The organism is Azorhizobium doebereinerae UFLA1-100 (genome assembly GCF_000473085.1).
In the GTDB taxonomy this organism is placed as follows: Bacteria; Pseudomonadota; Alphaproteobacteria; order Rhizobiales; family Xanthobacteraceae; genus Azorhizobium; species Azorhizobium doebereinerae.
Genome location: NZ_AXBA01000005.1, coordinates 60301 through 81018, shown reverse-complemented (window position 1 = coordinate 81018; position 20718 = coordinate 60301). Strand labels below are relative to the sequence as shown.

The 20718-nt window shown below is 69.8% G+C and carries 22 protein-coding genes; 8 read left to right on the top strand and 14 right to left on the bottom strand.

What is annotated here, in order from left to right; genetic code table 11:
- Positions 1–150: 150 nt before the first annotated feature.
- The 10 genes from ccoP to YU1_RS0106665 form a co-directional block, all read right to left on the bottom strand.
- Positions 151–1032 (bottom strand): cytochrome-c oxidase, cbb3-type subunit III, encoded by an 882-nt coding sequence (ccoP, locus tag YU1_RS0106710; protein ID WP_029003416.1) that lies wholly within the window; start codon positions 1030–1032, stop codon positions 151–153.
- Positions 1033–1034: 2 nt separating this feature from the next.
- Positions 1035–1190: a CcoQ/FixQ family Cbb3-type cytochrome c oxidase assembly chaperone gene (locus tag YU1_RS0106705; protein ID WP_029003415.1), complete on the bottom strand. Its 156-nt coding sequence runs from the start codon at positions 1188–1190 to the stop codon at positions 1035–1037.
- A gap of 3 nt (positions 1191–1193) precedes the next feature.
- On the bottom strand, positions 1194–1934 hold the full coding sequence (gene ccoO / locus YU1_RS0106700) for a cytochrome-c oxidase, cbb3-type subunit II (RefSeq protein WP_029003414.1): 741 nt from the start codon (positions 1932–1934) through the stop codon (positions 1194–1196).
- Between the two features lie 11 nt (positions 1935–1945).
- Entirely contained in the window at positions 1946–3571 is a 1626-nt protein-coding gene (gene ccoN / locus YU1_RS0106695) for a cytochrome-c oxidase, cbb3-type subunit I (RefSeq protein ID WP_035714243.1), read from the bottom strand.
- A gap of 212 nt (positions 3572–3783) precedes the next feature.
- Positions 3784–4920, bottom strand: coding sequence for an ABC transporter permease (locus YU1_RS0106690; protein ID WP_029003412.1), 1137 nt, complete (start codon positions 4918–4920; stop codon positions 3784–3786).
- The gene (locus YU1_RS0106685) at positions 4917–5888 is read right to left on the bottom strand and encodes an ABC transporter ATP-binding protein (protein WP_029003411.1); all 972 of its coding nucleotides are present in this window, start codon (positions 5886–5888) and stop codon (positions 4917–4919) included. Before YU1_RS0106685 ends, YU1_RS0106690 begins: the two co-directional genes overlap by 4 nt.
- Positions 5885–6853: an HlyD family secretion protein gene (locus YU1_RS0106680; RefSeq protein ID WP_035714239.1), complete on the bottom strand. Its 969-nt coding sequence runs from the start codon at positions 6851–6853 to the stop codon at positions 5885–5887. The genes YU1_RS0106685 and YU1_RS0106680 overlap by 4 nt, the downstream gene beginning before the upstream one ends.
- Positions 6853–7497: a TetR/AcrR family transcriptional regulator gene (locus tag YU1_RS0106675; RefSeq protein ID WP_029003409.1), complete on the bottom strand. Its 645-nt coding sequence runs from the start codon at positions 7495–7497 to the stop codon at positions 6853–6855. Before YU1_RS0106675 ends, YU1_RS0106680 begins: the two co-directional genes overlap by 1 nt.
- A 110-nt stretch (positions 7498–7607) precedes the next feature.
- Positions 7608–7805 carry a hypothetical protein gene (locus tag YU1_RS28300; RefSeq protein ID WP_035714235.1) on the bottom strand — a complete coding sequence of 66 codons (198 nt, stop codon included), beginning with the start codon at positions 7803–7805 and terminating at the stop codon, positions 7608–7610.
- A 71-nt stretch (positions 7806–7876) separates the two neighbouring features.
- Positions 7877–8794, bottom strand: coding sequence for a pirin family protein (locus YU1_RS0106665; protein ID WP_029003408.1), 918 nt, complete (start codon positions 8792–8794; stop codon positions 7877–7879).
- 354 nt (positions 8795–9148) lie between these two features.
- Between YU1_RS0106665 and YU1_RS31810 the strand changes: the two genes are divergently transcribed.
- The 3 genes from YU1_RS31810 to YU1_RS0106650 all read left to right on the top strand — a co-directional run bounded on the left by YU1_RS31810 (position 9149) and on the right by YU1_RS0106650 (position 12557).
- On the top strand, positions 9149–11113 hold the full coding sequence (locus YU1_RS31810) for a M23 family metallopeptidase (RefSeq protein WP_051356574.1): 1965 nt from the start codon (positions 9149–9151) through the stop codon (positions 11111–11113).
- A 129-nt stretch (positions 11114–11242) separates the two neighbouring features.
- Positions 11243–12187, top strand: a complete 945-nt coding sequence (gene gshB / locus YU1_RS0106655) for a glutathione synthase (RefSeq protein ID WP_029003407.1) — start codon at positions 11243–11245, stop codon at positions 12185–12187.
- A 58-nt stretch (positions 12188–12245) separates the two neighbouring features.
- Positions 12246–12557 carry a polyhydroxyalkanoic acid system family protein gene (locus YU1_RS0106650; RefSeq protein WP_029003406.1) on the top strand — a complete coding sequence of 104 codons (312 nt, stop codon included), beginning with the start codon at positions 12246–12248 and terminating at the stop codon, positions 12555–12557.
- Positions 12558–12599: 42 nt separating this feature from the next.
- Here the strand turns inward: YU1_RS0106650 and YU1_RS0106645 are convergent, their stop codons facing one another.
- Positions 12600–13382 (bottom strand): class I SAM-dependent methyltransferase, encoded by a 783-nt coding sequence (locus YU1_RS0106645; RefSeq protein ID WP_051356573.1) that lies wholly within the window; start codon positions 13380–13382, stop codon positions 12600–12602.
- Positions 13383–13561: 179 nt separating this feature from the next.
- On the opposite strand from YU1_RS0106645, the gene YU1_RS0106640 reads away from it, so the two are divergent.
- Positions 13562–14356, top strand: a complete 795-nt coding sequence (locus YU1_RS0106640; protein ID WP_029003404.1) for a helix-turn-helix transcriptional regulator — start codon at positions 13562–13564, stop codon at positions 14354–14356.
- A gap of 103 nt (positions 14357–14459) precedes the next feature.
- Entirely contained in the window at positions 14460–14801 is a 342-nt protein-coding gene (locus YU1_RS0106635) for an acyl carrier protein (protein WP_029003403.1), read from the top strand.
- Here the strand turns inward: YU1_RS0106635 and YU1_RS0106630 are convergent.
- Positions 14792–14986 (bottom strand): hypothetical protein, encoded by a 195-nt coding sequence (locus YU1_RS0106630; RefSeq protein WP_029003402.1) that lies wholly within the window; start codon positions 14984–14986, stop codon positions 14792–14794. The genes YU1_RS0106635 and YU1_RS0106630 overlap by 10 nt on opposite strands.
- A gap of 167 nt (positions 14987–15153) precedes the next feature.
- Between YU1_RS0106630 and YU1_RS0106625 the strand changes: the two genes are divergently transcribed.
- Complete coding sequence (locus tag YU1_RS0106625; RefSeq protein ID WP_029003401.1) at positions 15154–16686, top strand: YifB family Mg chelatase-like AAA ATPase; 1533 nt, start codon at positions 15154–15156, stop codon at positions 16684–16686.
- 12 nt (positions 16687–16698) lie between these two features.
- On the opposite strand, the gene YU1_RS0106620 is transcribed toward YU1_RS0106625, so the two are convergent.
- Positions 16699–17151: a GNAT family N-acetyltransferase gene (locus YU1_RS0106620; RefSeq protein WP_029003400.1), complete on the bottom strand. Its 453-nt coding sequence runs from the start codon at positions 17149–17151 to the stop codon at positions 16699–16701.
- 98 nt (positions 17152–17249) lie between these two features.
- Positions 17250–18458, bottom strand: coding sequence for a L,D-transpeptidase (locus tag YU1_RS32565; RefSeq protein WP_245263248.1), 1209 nt, complete (start codon positions 18456–18458; stop codon positions 17250–17252).
- 308 nt (positions 18459–18766) lie between these two features.
- Between YU1_RS32565 and YU1_RS0106610 the strand changes: the two genes are divergently transcribed.
- Together YU1_RS0106610 and metF are read left to right on the top strand one after the other, a co-directional pair.
- Positions 18767–19789, top strand: coding sequence for an ArsR/SmtB family transcription factor (locus tag YU1_RS0106610; protein ID WP_035714230.1), 1023 nt, complete (start codon positions 18767–18769; stop codon positions 19787–19789).
- Positions 19789–20709, top strand: coding sequence for a methylenetetrahydrofolate reductase [NAD(P)H] (metF, locus tag YU1_RS0106605; RefSeq protein WP_035714227.1), 921 nt, complete (start codon positions 19789–19791; stop codon positions 20707–20709). The genes YU1_RS0106610 and metF overlap by 1 nt, the downstream gene beginning before the upstream one ends.
- Positions 20710–20718 lie beyond the last annotated feature (9 nt).

The window sequence follows — 20718 nt, the reverse complement described above, 5'->3', positions numbered from 1 at the left end:
TGCGCCGTCCCCTGGGGCCTGCACGAACGCCGGCAGGTCGCGTGCGGACCGCCGGCGCCTGGAGCCCATCCCGCCCGGCATGCCGGACGGGATGGGGTCTCGATCCTGATGCGTGATCCGGCCCGGCGTGGCCGGCCCGGATCCCGAGGGTCACTGGCCGCCGCCCAGGGTGTGGACGTAGACGGTCAGGGCCTTGATGGTGGTGGGCGACAGGCGGCTGGTCCAGGCCGGCATCACGCCGCCACGACCGTTGGTGATCGTCTGGACGATGGTGGCCTTGTCGCCGCCATAGAGCCAGATGCCGTCGGTGAGGTTCTTGGAGCCGAGCTCCTGGTTCCCCTTGCCGTCCTCGCCGTGGCAGGCGGCGCAATTGGCGGCGAACACCGCGGCGCCCTTCTGCACGCTCGGCAGATCCTTGGGGCCGGTGCCCGACAGGGAGCGGACATAGTCCGCCACGTCGGAGATCTCCGCCTTGGTCAGGATCGGGCCGAACGCCATCATGTTGCCCTGGTGGCCCTCGTCGTCGCCCGAGCGGGCGCCGTGGGTGATGGTGGCGCTGATCTGCTCCAGCGTGCCGCCCCACAGCCAGTCGTCGTCATTGAGGTTCGGGAAGCCCTTGGCGCCGCCGCCGCCCGCCCCGTGGCAGGGCGCGCAATTGTCGGCGAAGGCCACCCGGCCCTCGGCGCGGGCGAGGTTGAGAAGCTCGGGATTCTTCTCGATCTCGTCCAGCGGAACGTTGGCGAGCTTGGCCGAGGAGACGGCCCGCAGCTTCTGCAGGTCCGCCAGCTGCTCCACCACCGCCGAGCGGGAATGCCAGCCCGACAGGCCGGGGGTGAAGCTGGAGACCAGCGGCCAGGCCGGATAGACCACCCAATAGCCGATGGCCCACAGGATGGTGGCGTAGAAGGTCCACAGCCACCAGCGCGGCAGCGGATTGTTGAGTTCCTGGATGCCGTCCCACTCGTGGCCGGTGGTGGGGGTGCCCGTCGCGGCATCCACCCCCTTGTCATGGCTGTCGTGCGCGGTGCTCACGATCAATCCTCCTTCAGGGGAATCTGGGCGGCCGCATCGAAGCTCTTCTTCTTCGAGGGCCAGTAGGCGTAAGCGCACACGCAGAGAAAGGCACCGAAGAAGTAGATCAGGCCCCAGGTCTGCGCGAAGCCGGCCAGTTGCATGTAGATGTCACGCATGGCTCACCTCACGTTCGCCTTGTTGTCGTAGAGCTTGAAATCGACCTGTGTGCCGAGCTGCTGGAGATAGGCGATCAGGGCGTCCGCTTCGGTCAGCGTCTCGGGATTGCCGTCGAAGTCGCGGGCCTGCGCCTTGGGATAGCGCTTCTGCAATGCGTCGGCGTCGGCTTCGGGCGTCGCCTGGAGCTTCAGGTCGTCCTGCGCGGAGGCGATCATCTCGTCCGTGTAGGGCACGCCTTCCGCGCGCAGCACCTTCATGTCGTCGGCGATGTGCTTGGCGGAGAGCGGGGTCTTCGCCAGCCAGGGATAGCCGGGCATGATCGAGGCGGGCACCACGGAGCGCGGGTTGTTGAGATGCTCAAGCTGCCACATGTCCGAATACTTGCCGCCCACGCGGGCGATATCCGGGCCAGTGCGCTTGGAGCCCCACTGGAAGGGGTGGTCGTACATGCTCTCGGCGGCCAGCGAATAGTGGCCGTAACGCTCCACTTCGTCGCGCAGCGGGCGGATCATCTGGCTGTGGCAGGCATAGCAGCCCTCGCGCAGATAGATGTTGCGCCCGGCGAGCTCCAGCGGGGTGTAGGGGCGAACCCCGTCCACCTTCTCGATGGTGCTCTTCAGGTAGAACAGCGGGACGATCTCGACGAGGCCGCCGATGGAGATCACGATCAGCACGCCGAGAAGCAGGAAGATCGAGTGCTTCTCGAAGATGGCGTGCTTGGACCAGATGGATGTCGCGGACATTTATGCCTCCGTCATTCGGCGGGCGCGAGGGCGACGCCGCTCGGCTGCGACACCGTTTCGGCACGATAGATGGTCATGACCACGTTCCAGGCCATGATGAGGGCGCCGGCGAGGAAGAGGATGCCGCCCACGGCACGGATCACGTACAGCGGATGGATCGCCTCGACCGTCTCGATGAAGGAGTATTCGAGGAAGCCCAGCGAGGTGTAGGCGCGCCACATGAGGCCCTGGAGGATGCCCGCGACCCACATGGAGGAGATGTAGAGCACGATGCCGAGCGTCGAGATCCAGAAGTGCCACTCGATGGCCTTCATCGAATACATCTCGCGCTTGTTCCAGAGCCACGGCACCAGGCAGTAGATAGCGCCGAAGGAGATGTAGGCGACCCAGCCGAGCGCGCCGGAATGCACGTGGCCGATGCCCCATTCCGTGTAGTGGCTGAGCGAGTTCACGCTCTTCACCGACATCATCGGGCCTTCGAAGGTCGCCATGCCGTAGAAGGCGACGGCCACCACCATCATGCGGATCACCGGGTCGGTGCGCAGCTTGTCCCAGGCGCCCGAGAGCGTCATCAGGCCGTTGATCATGCCGCCCCAGGAGGGCATCCACAGGATGATGGAGAAGGTCATGCCCAGCGTCTGCGCCCAGTCCGGCAGCGCCGTGTAGTGCAGGTGGTGGGGACCGGCCCAGATGTAGAGGAAGATCAGCGCCCAGAAATGGACGATGGACAGGCGGTAGGAATAGACCGGCCGCTCAGCCCGCTTCGGAATGAAATAGTACATGAGGGCGAGGAAGCCCGCGGTCAGGAAGAAGCCCACCGCGTTGTGGCCGTACCACCACTGCACCATGGCATCCTGCACGCCCGACCAGACGATGTAGGACTTGGGCGAGAACACCGAGACCGGGATCGCGGCGTTGTTGCCGAGGTGCAGGACGGCGATGGTCAGGATGAAGGCGAAATAGAACCAGTTGGCCACATAGATGTGGGGTTCCTTGCGCTTCAGCACCGTGCCCAGGAACACCAGGAAGTAGGTCACCCACACGATGGTCAGCCACAGGTCGGCATACCATTCCGGCTCGGCGTATTCCTTGCCCTGGGTGATGCCGAGCAGATAGCCCGTGCCGGCGATGACGATGAAGAAATTGTAGCCCAGGACCACGAACCAGGGCGCCAGATAGCCCGCGAGGCGGGCGTGGCTGGTGCGCTGGACCACGTAGAACGAGCTGGCGATCAGCACGTTGCCGCCGAAGGCGAAGATCACCGCCGAGGTGTGCAGCGGGCGCAGCCGGCCGAAGGAAATCCAGGGCAGGTCGAAATTCAGCAGCGGAAAGGCCATCTGCAGGGCGATGATGACGCCGATGAGGAAGCCCGCGATGCCCCAGAACAGCGCCAGCAGGGTGCCGACCTTCACGGGCAACATGTTGTAGTTGGGCTTACCGTCGATGGTCTGGGGCGGAAGTTCCGCCGGCCGGTCCATGTAGCGGTTCCCGATGATGAAAACCGTGGCGATGCTCGCCGCTGCGAACAGATAGGCGTGGAAGGCATATTCCGGCGTGTAGGCCTTGGCGGCCACGACAACCGAGAAGAAGCCGAGCGCGGCGAACACCAGGATCAGACCGAGTTCTCCCCCGGTCATGCTCTTGGCGGGTGTCTGGACAGTGGACATTGGCAACCCCTTGCGGCGAGGCGGACAAGCCGCCCGCTAGCCTCGCGGGCACCTTGCGGCAGGAGGGTCGTTTCACCTTGATACAGGTCAAAGGTACGTGACCGGAGGGGCCGTCCGGGTTGTCGCACGGGGAAATACGTAAGCCTCGTTCCAGCTTCGGGCGCGGCGCGGCCGGCTCCCGCTCAATCCAGCGTCTGGCGGAAGCGGGCCACGGCGATGCCCATGGACACCAGCATCAGGACGGCGAGGATGGCGATGTCCGACTGGAGGTCGGCGAAGCCCGCATTCTTCAACAGGATGCCGCGCACCATGCGCAGGTAATGGGTGAGCGGCAGGCATTCGGAAATCCACTGCGCCCACACCGGCATGCCGGCGAAGGGGAACATGAAGCCGGACAGGAGGATGTTGGGCAGGAAGTACATGAAGGTCATCTGCACCGCCTGGAGCTGGTTCTGCGCCAGGGTGGAGAAGGTGTAGCCGGTGGCGAGGTTGGCGGTGATGAACAGCAGCGTCCCGGCCGAGAGCAGCAGCAGGCTGCCTTCCAGCGGCACCGAGAACAGGATCATCCCGGCACCGAGGATCAGAACCCCCTGCATCACCCCCACCAGCACATAGGGGATGATCTTGCCCAGCATGATCTCCACCGGATGGATGGGCATGGAGAGCAGGCTCTCCATGGTGCCGCGCTCGGTCTCCCGGGTCACCGACAAGGCGGTGAAGATGAGCATGGTCATGGTGAGGATGGTGCCGAGCAGGCCCGGCACGATGTTGAGCTGCGAGGTGCCGGCGGGATTGTAGCGCCGGTGCTGGACGATCTCGAACGGGGCGGTGCCGGCGGCATCCACGAAGCGCTCGCGGGCCAGCGCGCTGGACACGACGCCGGAGAGAGCGCCGAGCGCATTGCCCGAGGCCACCGGGTCGGTGGCGTCCGCCGCCACGAGCAACTGGGGCGTCTCGCCGCGCCGCAGCGCGCGCTCGAAGCCGGCGGGGATCTCGACGAGGAACAGCACGTCGCCGCCGCGGATCAGGTGCTCGGCCTCGGCATCGTCGGCCGGCTCGTGGGTCAGGCTGAAGAAGGCGGTGTTCTTCAGCGCCGCCAGGATGGCCCGGCTGGCGGCGGTGTTCTCATGCACCAGCACGGCGGTGGGCAGGTGGCGCGGCGTGGTGTTGATGGCATAGCCGAACAGGATGAGCTGGAGCAGCGGGATGGCGATCATGGTGGCGAACGTCACCCGGTCGCGGCGCAGCTGGATGAACTCCTTGCGCACCATGGCGGCGACGCGGCGGAAGAAGCCGGCGATGTCGGGGGGCGCGCTCATCGCAGCATGTCCTGGGAGCGCATCATCAGGTCGATGAACACGTCTTCCAGCGTCGCGGTCTCGCGCCGCCAGGAGAGGCCCTCCTGCGCCCGGAACGGGGCGATCGCCGCCTCCAGGGCGTCGGCGTCATGGCCGGAGACATGCAGGCTGATGCCGAAGGGCGCCACCATCTTCACCGCCGGGTTCCCGCTGAGTGCCTTGCTCAGCGCGGCGATGACGGCGCCGGGATCGCGGCCGTCGCGGGCGACGTCCACCACATAGGTCACGAGGCCGGAGCCGGCGACCACCTCCGCCACCGTGCCGCGGGCGAGCAGGTGGCCATAGGCGATGTACGCGATCTCGTGGCAGCGTTCGGCCTCGTCCATGTAATGGGTGGAGACCAGCACGGTGAGGCCCTCGGCGGCCAGGTCGTGGATCTGGGCCCAGAATTCACGGCGTGCCTGCGGGTCGACGCCGGCGGTGGGCTCGTCCAGCAGCAGGAGCTGGGGCGCGGGCAGGATGCAGGCGCCGAGCGCGAGGCGCTGCTTCCAGCCGCCGGAGAGCTCACCGGCCAATTGCCGGCCGCGCCCCTCCAGCCCGAGCCGCACCAGCGCCTGCTGGGCGGCATCCTCCGGCCGGGGCACGCCGTAGAGGCGGGCGACGAACTCCAAATTCTCGCGCACGGAGAGGTCCGTATAGAGCGAGAATTTCTGCGTCATGTAGCCCACGTGCTTCCGGATCTCGCGCGACTGGGTGCGGATGTCGAGGCCGAGGCAGGTGCCGTGCCCGGCGTCCGGGGTCAGCAGGCCGCAGAGCATGCGGATGGTGGTGGTCTTGCCCGAGCCGTTGGGGCCGAGGAAGCCGTAGATCTGGCCGCGCCGCACGCTCATGGTGAGGTTGTCCACCACCAGCCGGTCGCCGAACTTCTTGCTCAGCCCCTCCACCGAGATCGCCACCTCCGGCGGCGCGAAGGCGCCCGCCGCGGTCATGGCGTGCCCGTCAGCGAGACCGTCACCGGCTGGCCCGGCCGGGCCAGCGCCGGATCGCGCGGACGGGCTTCCACCAGATAGACCAGCTTGGAGCGCTCCTCGCGGCTGTAGATCACCGGTGGGGTATATTCCGCGCTGTCGGAGATGAAGGAGACGTCGGCCGTCAGCGGCGGGCAGCCGTCGCAGGACACGGCGACGGGCTGGCCTATCTTCACCTTGGGCAATTGCGCCTCGGGCACGAAGAAGCGCACCTTCACCAGCCCGGGGGGGAGCACGGAGACCACGGGGCGCCCCTCCGGCACCAGCTCGCCCACGCGGTAATAGAGTGTCTGCACCTGTCCGTCCTGCGGCGTCACCAGGGTGCGGCGGGCGAGGCGGATGGCGGCGGCGTCCGCGGTGGCGCTCGCGCTGCGGGCGGCGGCGTCGGCGGCGGCGATGTCCTCGTCGCGGGAGGCGATGCGGCCCACGTCGATCTGGCGGCGGATTTCGTCCAGGCTGGCCTGGTTCTGGTCGTAGGTGTGCTGGGCGGTGTCGAGATTGGCCTGGGAGGAGGCGCCCTTCGGCACCAGCGTCTTCTGGCGCTCCAGCTCGATGCGCGCGAGGTCGAGGGCGGTGGTGGCGCGGCGCTCGCTGGCCTGGAGGATGGCGATCTCCTCCGGCCGCTGGGCGGCGGCCCTGGCCTTGGCGAGCTTGGCCTGCGCCTCCGCGAGCGTGCCTTGGGCGGCGGCGAGGTCGGCCTTCTGCACGTCGTCCTCCAGCCTCGCCACGACGGCGCCGGCGGTGACGCGGCTGCCTTCCTGGACCGGCAGGGTGAGGACGCGCCCGGCCTCCTGCGGGCCGATATAGAGCAGGTCGCCTTCCACATAGCCGGAGAAGCTGCGCGGCTCCTCGGCGCCGCAGGCGGCGAGGGCGAGGAGGGCGCAGAGCGGCAGGGCGAGACGCGGGATCGGACGAAGGGCACGCATCAGGACGTCTCTCCGCCGTTCAGGCCGCCCAGCAGCAGGGCGATGTAGTCCTCGGCGAACGCCGCCTCGTCGAGCGGCGCCACCTTGTCGAAGGTCATGTTCCAGACCACGGCGGTAAGGAAGGGCGCGAACAGCGCCTGCGGATGGCGGGTCAGCGCCTCGGCCTGCGGCGCGCGCCGGATCTCGCCGCGCGCCACGCCGCGCGCCACGATGGCCCGGACGACGCCGAGACCCGGCGTGACCACCTCGCGATAATGGAAGGCCGCCAGGTCGGGGAAGCGATGCCCCTCGCTGATCATCAATTGCATCACCTGCCGCGCCTGGGGCGTCTGGATGCGGGCCAGCAGCAGGGCGACGAGGGCGCGGATCAATTCCGACGTCGATCCCTCGAAGGCGCTCAGCATGCCGGAAGCGACGTCGGGAATGGGCGCGAGATTCTCCTTGATGAGCCCCTCGAACAGCGCCTGCTTGTCCGCGAAATAGAGATAGAGGGTGCCCTTGGCGACCCCCGCCGCACGCGCCACGTCGTCCAGGCGCGCGTTGGCGAAGCCGTTGGCGGCGAAGACCTCAAGCGCCGCCGCCAGGATGTCGGCGCGGCGGGCGGCCTTGTCGTGCGGGCGACGGGCGGGGGACAGGCTGGTCATGCCGGAACGTTATGACTGACTCGTCAGTCAGTCAATCGCAGGGACGCGTTAAGGTCGAAAATCGCCATCCTGCGCGTCCAGGCGGCATTCGCTGCGTCGGTCGATCCCGCTCAGCGCCGGGCGCGGATGAGGGCGCGCACCGCCAGCAGGATCGCGGTCGCCGCGATGCCGGCGGTCACGATGCCGGCGGGCGTGCATCGGGCTCGCGCGTGGATGTTCAGCTTGCCGAGCTTCAGCTCCCAGTCGGCGGTAAGCTCCTCGGGGTGGCTGGGGGCCGGAACTTTCCCCTCGTTCGGCACGTCGCTCATGTGAGCCTCCCTGTTCGAGCACGCTGCGCCGGAGCCGGCGGACGGCAGACCAAGCCGCGCGCGGATCCGGCCTATTCCGGCAAGGGGATGAATTCGCTCTCGTCCGGCACATGTCCGAAGCGGCCGGTCTTCCAGTCCTCCTTGGCCTGCTGGATGCGCTCCTTGCGGGAGGAGACGAAGTTCCACCAGATGTAGCGCGGGCCTTCCAGCGCGGTGCCGCCCAGCAGCATCAGGCGGGAGGCGCGCAAGGCGCGGATGGTGATGCGGTCGCCGGGGCGGAAGATGAGCAGGCGCGGCCCCTCGAAGCGGTCGCCGGCGATCTCCACCTCGCCGTCCGCCACATAGACCGCGCGCTCCTCCGTGTCGGGATCGAGCGGGATCTGCGCTGCCGCGTCCAGCAGCACCTCCGCATAGAGCCAGTCCGAGGCCATGGTCACCGGCGAGCGGGCGCCGAAGGCGGAGCCGGCGATCACCCGCGCGGTGACGCCGCAATCCTCCACCACCGGCAAATCGGCGGCGGCGAAATGCTGGAACGAGGGGGCGACCTCCTCCAGCGCCTGCGGCAGGGCGATCCAGCTCTGGATGCCGGCCATGGTCTGGGTGCCGGTGCGGGCCTCCGCCGGGCTGCGCTCGGAATGGGCGATGCCGCGCCCGGCGGTCATCAGGTTCATGGCCCCGGGGGTGATCTCCAGCGCGTTGCCCTCGCTGTCCCGGTGCATGATGCGGCCGTCGAACAGATAGGTGACGGTGGCAAGCCCGATATGCGGGTGGGGCCGCACGTCGAGCCCCTGGCCCGGCAGGAACTGCACCGGACCCATCTGGTCGAAGAAGATGAACGGGCCGACCATCTGCCGCTTGCCGTGGGGCAGGGCGCGGCGCACGGCGAAGCCATCGCCGAGGTCGCGCACGCGCGGCACGATAACCAGCTCCAACGCATCGCAGGAGCGCGGATCGCCGAGGACGGGGTCGGTGGAGGGCATCCAGCTCATGGGGATCTCCTGTGCGCGGCCCTGCGCCATGGCCGTGTCTCTGGGCGGGCCGGACCGCGTCCGGTGCCAAGGATGGACAGACTAGCCGGCCTGCGGTCCGCAGGCGATCCCCCGCCGTGCCGCTGGGTCACGCCCCAGCGGAAGCCCCACGGACGCCACATTGCGATGGCGCTTTGCGCGCGACGTCGTGCGTTTGCGGCAGACCGGGGCCGCCTTGCGGCTCGGCTCTGCGCGCCGGCAACGGACCAGGCGAGAGGCGGCAGCGGCATGGACAGGCAGCGGATACGGCGGGTCGATGCCAGGGCTTCGCGATGGTCGCGCGGCGCCTCGCGCGCGGCCGGCTGAGGCGCCGCATTGCAGGCCGGTTCTGCCGTTCCGCTGTGGGAGGCCCCGCCGCTGGGCCTCGACGGGCTTGAGCACCGCGAGGCGGGGACGGGGCCGGAGCGCCGCCGGTTCAACGCGCGCTGGCTGTCCGCCACCGGCCTCATGGGAGCGGTGGCCCTGGCGCTCATGTGCGGCGCACTGTTCGCGTCCATCAGCCGCGACAGCCGCCATGTCTCGCGCCCGATCCTCGCCGCCCGCCTCCTGAGCCGGCGCCCGCTCGACAAGCCCCGCGGCGACCGGCTGCATCTGGAGGCCATGCGTGCGGCCAGGCGCGATCTCTCGCGCGAGCTGAAGGTGGAGCAACTGACCGCCTCCGGCATGCATGCCTTCACCCACGTGGCGGCGAAGCTCGCGGCGGTGGTGGCGGCAACGCCGGACGTGCCGCAGCCGCAGCGGCGTCCGCCGCCCGAGGCCCAGCCCGTCGCCGAGGATGAGCCTCCGCCGCTGCCGCCGGCCGCTCTGGCCAGTGCCCGGCGCGACGGGGTGAAGGGCGCCCGCACCCGGGCGCAGGAGGCGCAAGCGGTGGCTGACCTCGCGCTCGGCGCCATGGCGCGGCGCGCCCCGGCGGCCGCGCCGCCGCCCGGCGCGGCCCTCGGATTTGCGCCGGCGCCGCCCCCGCCCGTCCATTTGCCGCCGGAGATCCTGCAGGGCGCCTCCGTGCCGCCTCCGCCGCCCCCACCCCCTGCGGCGCCGGGCTTCGCCATGTTCGAAGACGACACCAGCGCCATCGGCGTGCCGGAGAATGTCTCCGTGCTGGCGAAGGGCGAGGCCGTCCCCATCCTGGCCGACCGGGTGCTGGTGGCGAAATCCGGCGATACGCCGGAGGACATGCTGCGCGCCGCCGGGGTCGATACCGAGGACGCGCAGGCCCTGGCCACGGCGCTGCGGCGCGGCCCCTTCGGCTTCCGCTCCAGCTTCGGCGGCGGCGAGGAGATCGTGCTGTCCGAGCCCGCCGCCCTGGAGGGGCGGGCGGCGCGGCCGCTGAAGGTCCGCCTGGTGCGCGGCACGGCGACGCTGGCCCGGCTCGCCGCGACGGATGCCGGCGCCTATGTGCCCCTGCCGCCGGATCCGCCCCGGCAGGCCGCGGCTCCGGCGGGCGCGGATGAGATCGACCCGGCGCTGCTCGATGGCGTGACCGTGCGCGACGGGCTCTATCGCCTCGCCGACGCCAAGGTGGTCGACGAAGGGCTGGTGGATGAGCTGGTACGCCTCGCCGACCATGACGTGAACCTCGATGCCCCGCTCGCCGCCACGGACAGCATCGACCTCGTCTATGCGCCGCCGGAGCGGGACGACAGCCGGCAGGAGGAGTTCCGTCAGGAGATCGCCTTCGCCGCGCTGAAGGTGGATGGCCGGACGCGGCGCTATTATCGCTTCAAGACCCCCGACGACGGCGCGGTGGACTATTACGACGCCGACGGCCGCTCGCTGACCAAGCTGCTGCTGCGCAAGCCGTTCGCCAACGGGCGGCTGGGCGATGGTTTCGGCTGGCGTGTCCATCCGATCCTCGGCGACCGGCGGTTCCACAACGGCGTGGATTATGCCGGGCCGGCGGGCTCGCCCATCGTGGCGGCGGGGTCCGGCGTGGTGGAGAAGATCGATTACGAGAGCGGCTACGGCAAATATGTGCGGCTGCGGCACGACGGCGGCTACGAGACCACCTATGCCCATGTGGCCGGCTTCCCTTCCAGCCTGAAGGTGGGCCAGCGGGTGCGCCAGGGCCAGACCATCGCCTATGTGGGCTCCACCGGCCTCTCCACCGGGCCGCATCTCTATTACGAACTGAAGATCAACGGCCATTATGCCGACCCCACCCGCGTGAAGCTGGCGGGCGGGCGCATCCTCCAGGGCGATGTCGTCGCCGCCTTCCAGAAGGAGCGGGCCCGCATGGATGCGCTGGCTGCCGCCCCGGCCGCGGAAGCCGCTGCGCCCTGAGGCGGCCGCCGGGGCTGCGGCCCGGAAGGCGCCGCGCGGCCGCAAAACGCCGCGCCGGTCTGGCGGTGGGCCGCCGGGGGCGATAGATAACAGGGGACACCCCTTTCCGGGCATCCGCCGGAGCATCCCATGAGCCTTCAGGTCGCGGTCCAGATGGACCATATCGCCCACATCAATGTGGCGGGCGATTCCACCTTTGCCTTGCTGCTGGAAGCCCAGCGCCGGGGCCATTCCCTGGTCCACTACACGCCCGAGCGCCTCGCCATGCGCGACGGCCAGGTGTTCGCCACCATCGAGCCGCTCACCGTGGCGGACGAGGTGGGCAAGCATTTCCAATTGGGCGAGAAGCGCCGCGTGGCGCTGTCGGATTACGACGTGGTGCTGCTGCGCCAGGACCCGCCGTTCGACATGGCCTATGTGACGACGACGCACCTTCTGGAGCGCATCCACCCCAAGACCCTGGTGGTGAACGACCCGGCCCATGTGCGCAACGCGCCGGAGAAGATCTTCGTCACCGAATTTCCCGACCTGATGCCGCCGACGCTGATCACCCGCGACCTCGACGAGATCAAGGCGTTCCGCGCCGAGTTCAAGGACGTGGTGATGAAGCCGCTCTACGGGCACGGCGGCGGCGCCGTGTTTCGCCTCACCGAGGATGACCTCAATTTCGGCTCGCTCTATGATTTCTTCGCTGTGACTTTCCGCGAGCCATGGGTGATCCAGCGCTTCCTCCCCGCCGTGAAGCATGGCGACAAGCGCATCATCCTGGTGGATGGCGAGGCGGCGGGAGCGGTGAACCGCGTGCCGAGCGAGGGCGACCTGCGCTCCAACATGGTGCGTGGCGGGGCGGCACGGCCCACCGACCTCACCGACCGGGAGAAGGAGATCTGCACCCGCATCGGCCCCTCGCTGCGCAAGATGGGGCTGCTGTTCGTGGGCATCGACGTGATCGACGGCAACCTGACCGAGATCAACGTCACCTCGCCCACCGGCCTGCGCGCCATCAAGCGCCTGGGCGGGCCGGACATCGCCGTCCAGATCTGGGACAAGATCGAGGAAAAGCGCGGCGCCTGAGGGCGTGCGCACATTGTCACTGGCACAAGCGGGTCATCCGCCCGGCAAGGAGCCTCGCATGGCTGCACCGCTCACCGTTTCCGTCCCTCACAGCCTCGGCCGCGAGGAGGCGGTGCGCCGCCTGCAGAAGGGCACCAGCCTGCTGCGGGAGAAGTTCGGCGACAAGATCACGATCGTCGAGGACACCTGGACCGACGCCCACCTGGACTTCAAGGTGGCGGCCATGGGCCAGCAGGCCGCGGGGCAGATCGACGTGGCGGAGGATGCGGTGCATCTCGCCGTCGAGCTGCCCTATCTGCTCCATCTGGCCGGCACCAAGATCAAGGACCTGATCCAGAAGCAGGGCACCGTGCTGCTGGAGAAGAAATAGGCGCCCCCGTACGGCCCCGGCCATTGACCGGGGCCTCCGGCGTCATGCCGGGGCGAAGACGAGGCTGGCGGTGTCGAGCGTGAAGGTGCCGTCCGGCTCGATCTCGAAATAGTCGCGCACCGGCCCGGAGGCGCTTTCCTCCAGCGCGCGGATCGCCGCCGCCAGCACCGGCGGCGTCTTCATGCGGGCGATCCAGGAGGCGAACTCCAGCTTGAGGCGCCGCGTCTCCACCCCCTTCAGCACCAGCCCGGCGACCTCCGCCGCCGCCGTCCACTGCGCCACCGAATAGTCCCGCACATGGGAGGTGTCGCGCAGCAGCTCAATGCTCTGGACGAAAGTGTCGAGCAGCGGGGTGGGCGGCGCCACCACATCCATGAAGATCACCGTGCCGGCCGGCTTCACCACCCGCCGCGCCTGGCGCAGGCCCGCGCCGAGGTCGCGCCAGTGGTGGGCGCTGTAGCGCGAGACCACCACGTCGAAGCTCGCGTCCGGGAACGGCAGTTCCTCCGCCACGCCGCGCACGGTCTCGATATTCGCCAGCCCCCGCGCCGCGGCTTCGCCGGCCACCGCCGCCAGCATCTCCGCCGACAGATCGTAGGCGACCACCGCGCCCACGTGCGGGGCGGCGGTGAAGCTCACATGGCCGCCGCCGCAGCCGAGATCCAGCAGGCGCCCGACCCCGGCCCCGGCGAGCCGGGCCGCCAGCGCCGCGAGATCGGCGCCCTTGGCGTGGACCTCGCTTGCCACATAGGCCTGGGCCTGGGGGCTGAACTGGGCGGAGACGTGGCCCTCGTGGCCGGGGCGGGCGGGATGGGACATGGACATCTTTCCTCTTGATCGGCCCTGCGGGCGCTGACCGATGTGACGGGCATCTTCACCGCGACGCCATCGGACGGGCAAGCCGTCCGGCGGCGTCGCGGCGGTCGCCAAGCGGCGGCTCCGCTGTGCTAGGCCCGCCCGTAAACAGGTGCCAGGATCAATCTTATCCTGGTATAAACGCCACCATGATCACCGCACCCGATATGGCCCGCCGCCGGGCGCTCGCCGGCTTCGTCCGGGCTCAGCGCGAGCGGCTCGATCCCGCCGGCCATGGCTTCCTCGACCTGCGCCGGCGCCGCACGCCGGGCTTGCGGCGGGAGGAGATGGCGCAGATCGCCGGCCTCAGCGCCACCTGGTACACCTGGATCGAGCAGGCGCGCGACGTGTCGCTCTCGGCGTCCGCGGTGGCGCGCCTGGCGCGGGCCTTCGGGCTGTCGCCGGCCGAGCGGGCCTATCTGTTCGACCTTGCCGGCCGCGAGGATCCGGAGCCGCCCGGCGAGGACCCGCCCGGCACGCTGAACCCCCTGCTGCGGATGATCGAGGCCCTGCCCTATCCCGCCTACATGCTGGACGGCGCCTGGACCGCGCGGGCCTGGAACGGCCCGGCGGCGGAGCTGTTCCGGGGCTGGCTGGACGGGGCGGCCGAGCGCAACCTGCTGCGTTTCATCTTCCTGTCGCCGGCGGCGGTGGCGCTGATCCCCGACCATGCGGAGCGGGCGCGCCGCGTGCTGGCGGAATTCCGCGCCGACACCTCCCGGCACATGGCCGAACCGGCGCTTGCCATGCTCGTCGCCGAGCTCAAGGCCGGCGCGCCGCTGTTCGCGCGCCTGTGGGAAGCCCAGGCGGTGCTCGGCCGCGAGGGCGGGCTGCGCCTGTTCCGCGACGCGGAAGGGGCGCTGGTGCAGTTCGAGCAGGTGACCCTGGTGCCCCTGCCGGGCGGGCGGAGCAAGCTCGTCGTGCTCACCCCCTTCGCGCCCTGAAGCCGGATCTTGTTGCGGATGCGCAAGCTGGAGCCAAGCTCCGCATGCTACGCGTGCGAGGAGACGGTACGGGCGCCTGTCGAACTCGGGCGTGGGAGAGGGCATGCGCGGCTCGGAAGACGTCAAGAACTGGATGAACATGTTCCGCTGGATCGTGAAGCTGATCCGCGACGACTATGGCATTCCGGAAGAACAGCTGACCCGCCACGCCACCATCGAGAAAGATCTCGGGCTCGACGCCGAGCAGGTCGAGCAGGTGATGGAAATCGTCAGCGAGGCCTTCCAGATCCGCTTTCCGGACGATGCGCTGGACGAACTGGTCAGGCTTGAGGAACTGTGCCTGCTGGCGAGCTGGCTGGCCGGCTTCTACAAGCAGCCGCCTTTCCTGGCGGACGACTTCGTCGCCCGGGCCGTCGATCTCAACCCCCGCGCGGTTCAGGGCTGAAAGAGCATCGCCGCGTAGCGCAGGGCGAAGGCACCGAGCACCAGCGGCGCCAGGACCGCAAGCTTGAGCGCCATGCGCATCAGCGTGCCGGGGATGCCGACGGGCAGCCGCGCGTGGGCGGCGCGGTGAACGACAAGCGCGGTGAGAGCGGCGGGCGAACGGTAGGGCGTGGGACGGTAGGGCATGGGAAGCACCTTTCCGCCGTCTTATCCCCCCGCCTGGCATAAAGGCGCGATCGGGAAGGCCGTCCGCGTACATAAAGGCCCCGTCAACGGGCGTTCCCAATCCGTTCTTGTGCGCCCCGGCCGCCTCCACTACCGTAAGGCGAGCTTGGGGCTTTGGGGGCGCGGGCGTGATCCAGCGGGTGGCAACGGTCGCCTTCGAGGGCGTGGATGCGCGTCCCGTGGACGTGCAGGTGCATGTGGCCGCCGGGCTGCCGGCCTTCACCATCGTCGGCCTGCCCGACAAGGCGGTGACCGAGGCCAAGGAGCGGGTGCGCGCCGCGCTCATCGCTTCGGGCCTTGCCCTGCCCGCCCGCCGCATCACCGTGAACCTCGCGCCCGCCGACCTGCCGAAGGAAGGCTCGCATTACGACCTGCCCATCGCGCTCGGCCTGATGGCGGCCATCGGCGCCATTCCGTCCGATGCGCTCAGCGGCTTCACCGTGGTGGGGGAACTGGGGCTCGACGGCTCCATCGCCGCGGTGGCGGGCGTGCTGCCGGCGGCGATCGGCGCCAATGCACGCGGCCATGGCCTCATCTGCCCGGCCGCCTGTGGGGCGGAAGCCGCCTGGGCGAGCCCGGACATGCAGATCCTGGCGCCGTCCTCGCTGATCCAGCTGGCCAACCACGTCACCGGCCGGCAGGTGCTGGCGCGGCCCGATCCGCGCCTGCGCGATGCCCGCGCGGGCGGCCTCGACCTGCGCGACGTGAAAGGCCAGGAGATCGCCAAGCGTGCCCTGGAGGTGGCCGCCGCCGGGGGGCACAACCTGCTCTATGTGGGCCCGCCCGGCTCGGGCAAGTCCATGCTGGCGCAACGCCTGCCGTCCATCCTGCCGCCGCTGGCGCCGGCCGAGATGCTGGCGGTGTCCATGGTGGCCTCGGTGGCCAACGCCATCGAGGACGGAGCACTGGTGGACCGACGGCCGTTCCGTGCGCCGCATCACTCAGCCTCCATGGCCGCCATGGTGGGTGGCGGGCTGAAGGCGCGGCCGGGCGAGGTGTCGCTGGCCCATCTCGGCGTGCTGTTCCTGGACGAACTGCCGGAATTCACCCCCCAGGTGCTGGACAGCCTGCGCCAGCCCATGGAGACCGGCGAGGTGCTGATCGCCCGCGCCAACCATCGTGTCACCTATCCCGCCCGCTTCCAGCTCGTCGCCGCGATGAATCCGTGCAAGTGCGGCCGGGCCGGCGAGCCGGGCTTCGTGTGCAAGCGCGGGCCGCGCTGCGCCGACGAATACCAGGGCCGGCTGTCGGGTCCTTTCCTCGACCGCATCGACATCCATCTGGAGGTGCCGGCGGTGACGGCGGCGGATCTCGTGCTGCCGGCCCCGGTCGAAGGTTCGGCGGAAGTGGCGGCCCGCGTCGCCGCCGCCCGCGTGGTGCAGCGCGAGCGCTTTGCCGCCCTCGGCCGGCCGGACCTTGCGGTCAATGCGGAAGCCACCGGCCCGCTGCTGGATGAGATGGCGCGGCCGGACGGAGCGGGGCAGGCGCTGCTGCGCGACGCGGCGGACGCCATGCGCCTGTCCGCCCGCGGCTATCACCGGGTGCTCAAGGTCGCCCGCACGCTGGCCGATCTCGAAGGCGCGGAGACGCTGGGGCGCGCCCACCTCGCCGAGGCGCTGGCCTATCGCGCCCTGGCGGACAAGCCGCGCGCGGCGGCCTGACCGGCGCGGGTTCTAGTCCCGGTCCAGCTCCATGCGGTAGCGCACATGGTCGTCGGCGGCGACATACGTGTCATAGAGGCTGCGCGCGGCCGTGTTGGTGTCGCGGGTGTGCCAGTAGAGGTCGGACCAGCCCTGGGCGCGGCACAGCGCCACCAGATGGTCCATCAGCGCCCGGCCGACGCCGGCGCCGCGCGCCTCGGGGTCGACGAACAGGTCTTCCAGATAGCACAGGCCGGTCAGGCTCCAGGTGCCCTCGTGCTGCACGCACAAGGCCATGCCGGCGAGCCGGCCGTCCAGTTCGGCCACGAGACCGAACAGAGGGGAGGCGGGGTCGAGCACGCGGGCCCAGGTGTAGCTGGTGACCTCGTCCGGCACATCGGCCCGGTAGAAGTCGTTATAGCCGGCCCAGAGCCGCCGCCATTCGGCCTCGTCGCCGGCCACCGGGTCTCTCACGATCAGCGCCATCGCCGCACCTCCGGGGGAGGGCGTAGCACCCTTCGCCGGGCGCAAGAAACAAAAAGGGCGCGCCGGAGGCGCGCCCTTCTGCATCGAAACGAATGGGTTCAGCGCTGGGCGTTGGCCTGGGCGCCGCCGCTCTTCGGCAGGATCACCACCTTGGTGCCCACGTTGACGCGGTCGAACAGGTCTTCCACGTCGTTGTTCAGCATGCGGAAGCAGCCCGAGGACACGAACTTGCCGATGGTCTGCGGCTCGTTGGTGCCGTGGATGCGGTAGACTGTGCCGCCCAGATAGAGCGTGCGGGCACCGAGCGGGTTGCCCGGGCCGCCGGCCATGAAGCGCGGCAGGTAGGGCTGGCGCTGGATCATCTCCGCCGGCGGGCGCCAGTCGGCCCATTCCGCCTTGCGGGTGATCTTCTCCGTGCCGGCCCAGGTGAAGCCGTCGCGGCCCACGCCGATGCCGTAGCGGATCGCCTTGCCGCCACCCATCACGTAATAAAGGTAGGTGTTCGGCGTATCGATGACGATCGTGCCGGCGGGCTGCGAGGTCACATAGTCCACCGTCTGGCGGCGGAAGCGATCCGGCACCGGCTCGCTGGGATCGACGTCCTCGATGCGCGGGCCGGACGGCGCCTCGGCGGTGCCGGGCACCACGGCGGCGTTCGGGCTGTACACGCCGGCCGGCGGCTGGACGCCGCCCTGGGCGGCCTGCACCGAACCCGGCTGCGGCTGGACCACATAGCCCGCGGAGGGGTTGGCCTGGCCGCGGCTGGCCTGCTGCTGCTCGTAGCTCTGCGGCGGCATGTAGCCGGTGCGCGGGTTGTAGCCCGGAGCGCTGCCCTGCGGCGCCACGGCGACCGGCTGGCCGCCGTTCGGACCCTGGATATAGATCTGCTGCTGGCCGGGCTGCGGCTGGCCGTAGCTCGCGGTCTGGCCGGCGCCCTGCGCCGCCGGGGCCGTCGCATAGCCACCCTGCGGGGCGATGGACATGGGCTGCGAGCCGGTCTGCGCGCCGGACGGCTGCGCATAGCCCTGCTGGGTATTGTAGGCGGGGGTCTGCTGCGCGGTGTAGGGCACCTGCGGGGCATAGGTGGCCTGCGGCGCGCCGACGGGGGCCGAGATCGGCGCGCTCTCGACGGCATCGCTGCGGCGGGCCGGCCGCGCATAGGGATCGTCATAGCCGGGAACCGAACCTGCCGGGCCCTGCTGCGGCAGGGCGGCCGGCGGCGCCTCGGACGTGATGGCACCCGTCTCCTCATCGTCCGACGAGGGGAGATAATAGCGACCGGGGATCGTCTGCGCGTGAGCGGACACGGCGAGCAGAGAGGCCCCAAGCGAAATAAGGAGAGAAGTGCGCAGCGTCATGGGACTGTTGTTAACCCCGAAACGTGTCGAAATTGGAAACGCGGACCTGAATCATCGTCCCACTTTGGATCCATTTGACGCAGGCTGAAGCTTCAAGGACTCAGAGTTGAGTTTGGTTCCGAGTATGGGTCTGTAGCCCTGCGAATGCGGCGGCGCAATGACCGCGGGGACGCCGACAAACGATCGTGAAGGCTTCACGCAAGCCCGGCCGTCGAGTCTGCTTGCACTGTATCCTTTTTGCACATAAAGATATGTTTATGTCTTTTGGATTGCCTTCCGAATTTACGCCGCGCCTGGCGTTCGGCACGCTGCTCGACGGCCTCAAGGCGGCCGGCGAGGACACGCGCCTGCGCCTGCTCGCCGTGCTCGGCGAGGCGGACCTGACGGTGTCGGACCTGACCGAGATCATGGGCCAGTCGCAGCCGCGCATCTCGCGCCACCTCAAGCTCCTGGCCGAGGCCGGCCTGGTGGAGCGGCACCGCGAGGCGAGCTGGGTCTTCTACCGCCGGGCCACCGAAGGCCCGAACGGCGTGCTGGCGCTGCGCCTGCTGGCGCTGCTCGATCCCGCCGACCCGGTGCTCCTGCGCGACCGCGAGCGCCTCGCCGACGTGCGCGCCGCCCGTGCCGCCGCCGCCCAGGCCTATTTCCGCGCCCATGCGGAGGAGTGGGGCCACATCCGTGGCCTGCACGCTCCCGAGGCGGAGGTGGAGGCGGCGGTGCATGCCATACTCGGCGGCGAGCGCATCGAGACGCTGCTCGATCTCGGCACCGGCACCGGGCGCATGCTGGAATTGTTCGGGCACGAGATCACGCGCGGGCTCGGGCTCGACCTGTCGCCGGACATGCTGGCGGTGGCCCGCGCCAATCTGGAGCGGGCGGGCCTGCGCAACTGCTCGGTGCGGCAGGGCGACATCTTCAATCTGGCCATGCCGCGCGACAGCTTCGACGCGGTCATCATCCACCAGGTGCTGCACTTTCTCGACGACGGCGCGCGCGCCGTGCGCGAGGCGGCCCGCGTGCTCAAGCCGGGCGGCCGGCTGCTGGTGGTGGATTTCGCGCCGCACGACCTGGAATTCCTGCGCGACGCCCATGCCCATCGCCGCCTCGGCTTCTCCGCCGAGACGGTGGAGGGCTGGATGGCGCAGGCCGGCCTTGAGCCCTTGGCGCATCAGGCCCTCGGTCCCGAGCGGAATGCCGCCGGGCGGTTGATCGTTTCGCTCTGGCTGGGGCGCGACCCGCGCAAGCAGGCCGCCGCCGGAGCCCATAGGGAGGTAATGTGATGTCCGGCCCCGTCAGGGCGAGCCGCGCGGTGGGGAAGCCCCCGGTCTCGGTGTCATTCGAATTCTTTCCGCCCAAGACGGAGGAGATGGAGCGCACCCTGTGGGCCTCCATCGACCGCCTGGCGCCGCTCGCCCCGCGCTTCGTCTCGGTGACCTACGGCGCCGGCGGCTCGACCCGCGAGCGCACGCACGCCACCGTGGCGCGCATCGTCAAGGAGACGGCGCTGGCCCCGGCCGCGCATCTCACCTGCGTCGCCGCCACGCGGGCGGAGATCGACGAGGTGGTGCGCTCCTATGCGGAAGCCGGCGTGAAGCACATCGTCGCCTTGCGTGGCGACCCCACCACGGGGGTGGGCACCGCCTATGCCCCGCATCCCGGCGGCTATGCCTATGCAGCCGACCTCGTGGCCGGCATCAAGCGGCTGGGGGATTTCGAGGTGTCGGTCTCGGCCTATCCCGAGAAGCATCCCGAGAGCCCCAGCATCGATGCCGACATCGACGTGCTGGCGGGCAAGGTGGACGCCGGCGCCAGCCGTGCCATCAGCCAGTTCTTCTTCGATAACGACGTCTACTTCCGCTACATGGACAAGGTGCGGGCGCGGGGCATCGACATCCCCATCGTGCCGGGCATCCTGCCGGTGACCAATTTCAAGCAGGCGGCGAAGTTCGCGGCCGCCACCGGGGCGAGCATGCCGTCCTGGCTCGCGGCCCGCTTCGAGGGGCTGGACGACGACCCCGAGACGCGCAAGCTCATCGCCGCCGCCGTCGCCGCCGAGCAGGTGATGGACCTGGTTGATCGCGGTGTCACGGATATCCATTTCTATACGCTGAACCGCGCTGATCTTGTCTATGCGGTCTGCCATCTGCTGGGCCTGCGCCCGCAGACGGCAGAAGCTGTCCTACAGGCGGCGGCAGGGTAAGGAGAGCGA